The following is a 3,518-nucleotide window of genomic DNA, read 5'->3' on the forward strand; positions in this document are numbered from 1 at the left end:
GATAATTAAGAGTTATACTTACTTTATGAATGTTGCAAACCATAAATCAGGCAAACCATTAGCATCTTTAGACTGGTTAATATCTCATCATGAAGCTAAAAGAGATCATCGAATAGCGGTGGTAAGTAAATGGCCAATTAGGCCGGGTAGTAAAGTTCTAGATATTGCCACAGGAGCAGGCTTTTGGATTCCTTTAATTAGAGAGAAAATTGGGCCAGCTGGGAGCATTTATGGCATAGATATTGAGGAAGATCTTTTACAACAAGCAGTTATTCGTAACCCGAATATGGACGGGTATGCTCCTTATCAAGTCAAGCTATGTGATATGAATAAGCTAGATTTTCCGAAGGGTTCATTCGACGTTGTTTATGCTGGAAACTGCTATTCCTATAGCAATGATACCTCTAAGTTGATTGCGAAACATTCTGACTTCGTGAAACAAAATGGAATTTTCATTGTACGGCAGTGGGATAATACAGCTACAATCTTTTCACATGTGGATGCAGATTTATTGCATGAAATTCTATTTGCTGCTTGTACGAACAATATAAATATAGGTAGATTTGACAATCATATGGGGCGTAATCTTCCTTCTTTATTTCAAGATGCGAAACTATCTACATATGATTTAAGTACAGATGCAATCCAATTTCATGCTCCACTAACCACTCATGAAGAAACCTACCTTCGACTAAAAGCTCTTTGGTTTGCTGAACAGGCGAGTCTAAATATTTGCGCCTCTAAACTGAAAATATGGCTTGACTATTTTGAACCTAGTTCTTCAAACTACATTCTGAATAAATCTGATTTCTATTTTTCTACATTAGAAATGCAAATCATATGGACAAAAAGTTAAAGGTTTTGTCTTTAAACAACACTCTTTCAGATATGTCCAAATACAAACATACATGGCCTAAATAAGGATTTATTTGGAGAAAAAAAATGGGAATCTCTAATTCTTATCGAATCAAAAACTTCCAGTTTGAAAGATGAGGGGATAGAAATATTAGAATTGTCACTAATTCTAATTAGCAGAGCATTCCAAAAACTAGAGATATAATGACAATAACTAAGATTCGAAATACGATCATACCAATCTTGAATATTAGCGAGAGATATGTTGTCCATTCTTGAATTGAAATACACAAATGCTTCGGCATAAGTGGCGATAGCATGCTTGTATGTGTGTTGTCTTACTTCTTTTTTTGAATTGGCTAACTTTATTATTCTAAGTGCTTCCTCTTCATTTTCTTCTCCTAGCATGACAAGCGCAAGGTTAATTCTTAGTGTAGCTAGATAATCTTCTGATGACGTCCTAAAAATACTCCTATAAAGCCTTTCTTTTGCCGACGAAAAATCACCTTCAAATATCTCCATAGCTGCCAAATTATTTTCCGGGAAAATAGACTCATGAGGATAACAATTATCTAAAATATGAATGGAACCTTCGAAATACTTTTTTGCTTTTTCCCATTTACCTTCATTTAAGTAACACGCGGCAAGGTTATGTAGTGCCATACCTTCAAATCTAGAGTTTCTATTTCTAAAGAAGAAATCGTATGAATCTTCGCAAACCTTTGTGGTGTTTGAATTCTGCCAAAAAAGAGCAGACATAAGACCAAAAAGATTCCAAGATAAACTGTTTGATTTGTTTAACTCGTACTCCAATATACTTTCTTCATGAATTACCAGTGCTTCTTCAACATGACCTGTTTCAGATAAAGCTATTGCATGGAGTGACTTTAAGAGAGCAGTATTACAGTCATCGGAAGCTCCTGACTCAATTAATCTAAGAACTCTAGAAAGGGAAAAACCTGATTGTTTAAGAATTAGCATGGACATGCCTATTTGATACAAACACATTGCAGAGTATTCTTCACTCTCTTTAACAATTTCAGAAGCTGTTTTATATTCACCAACTTGGTAGTTGGCATTGACCAAAATCTCGACACAATAGATATTTAATTCTTTTGAATATTCTATACTGTCATTTTGGAGCAAAGTGAGCACTTTCGTTGTCATTGCACATATGTGTGAATAAAGCTTACTATAATTACATAGTCTGATCAGACCGATCAAAAGATCGAAATCTTTTCTAGAGTCTTCCGTTGAAAAGGCCGGTAACTTTAATGTTCGAACTAATAAATCAATATAACCTACTTCAACAACATTGTTTACCTTTATTGAAATATCAGAATACTTTTGAACTAACTTCATTAAACTAGGCTGAAAATGATTTATTATTTTTATTCCTGAGCTTTTTAAGAAGTAAATGTATTTTCTTTTGGATATTGGGTTTGAATGCAACACATGTTTTATAATTCTCTCTTTTAATAGATCATGTTGAAATCTTATTGATAAACTTGCCCCACCTTCGTCAATAGATAATATTTTCTCGACACATAACTTCTCAGCCAGTTCATAAAATTCTTCTAGATAATTTAGTCCAACTAACTTACTTATTAAATCGAATTGTTTTTCTTCAACCGAGTGAATTATGAATGCAATTAGGGCTAAAAGCCGAGCAGTATTTTGTTCACGAAATAAAGGGTCTATGTCTATTTTTTCGTTATTGATAAGTGTAGTTTCATTTTCTGGAAGTATCAGAAGACCATTTCTTTTTTTTATATAGCCTTTTAAGTTTAAGTCAATTATTTCATTTAGTAAAAGCTGAGGATTACCATTTGCTTTATCAATTAATGGCTGAGCTAATATTGAGTTCTCTATTGTTGTGACTGCAATTTTCATCAAATCACTTGACTCGAGTTTATCTAAAAAGTAGTTAACGAGAACTCCAGATTGACTTAACTCACGAATCGTATTTGAAATAGCACTGGAGTCAAGCATCTCTGGGCGACTAGCTATAATGATTCTAATTTTATCATTTTGATTTAAATTTAATAACGACAAAAAATAGGTAAACTCATCCAACTCTTCATTTTGTACGAAATGTAAATCATCAAGCATTATTAGAATTGGGATTTTTTTTGTTATTTTTATTATTGATTTAGCAAGAGTTACAATTGATTGATTGTGATTTTTAAGGCTTTTAGATTCAAATGGAGAGGAACTATAATTCTCGGCAGCATTAATGACTTCCTTAGCAATTGCTCCTAACCCAAAAGCATGTGCTCCAGCAACTATAACATTAGATACGGTATTTTCGAATTTTCTAATTGAAGTCATGAACTTAGCTCGTCTGTGCTCAGTTCCTTGACTATCTATTATTCTTGTCAATTGAGAGAATAATTGGCCTAGTAATGAAACCCTTGTATTTCGCTGTTCTGGACGGTTTAGTGAGAATACAATTTGATCATTTTTGATGGTATCAAAAATTTGTTGCATTAAGCGCGATTTCCCCACACCACCTTCAGCAACCAAGCACATTACTCTTAAAGTTGAGTTATTATTGTGGATAAAGTCACGAACTACTTTCTTATCCTCCTTTCTATTTATAAAGGGAAAGTCAGGTAGTTCATGACTTATTGCTAATTTAGTCTGCATAACTCTTAATTATC

General features: G+C 33.3%; 2 protein-coding genes. One reads left to right on the top strand and one right to left on the bottom strand.

The window, feature by feature from the left end:
• On the top strand, window positions 1–856 hold an 856-nt coding region (locus tag HJG39_RS18935; protein ID WP_268411944.1), incomplete at its 5' end, for a class I SAM-dependent methyltransferase.
• A 26-nt stretch (window positions 857–882) separates the two neighbouring features.
• Here the strand turns inward: HJG39_RS18935 and HJG39_RS18940 are convergent.
• The gene (locus tag HJG39_RS18940) at window positions 883–3,504 is read right to left on the bottom strand and encodes a tetratricopeptide repeat protein (RefSeq protein WP_268411946.1); all 2,622 of its coding nucleotides are present in this window, start codon (window positions 3,502–3,504) and stop codon (window positions 883–885) included.
• Between the last annotated feature and the right edge of the window lie 14 nt (window positions 3,505–3,518).

It is taken from the genome of Alteromonas sp. a30 (genome assembly GCF_026788005.1).
GTDB lineage: Bacteria > Pseudomonadota > Gammaproteobacteria > Enterobacterales > Alteromonadaceae > Paraneptunicella.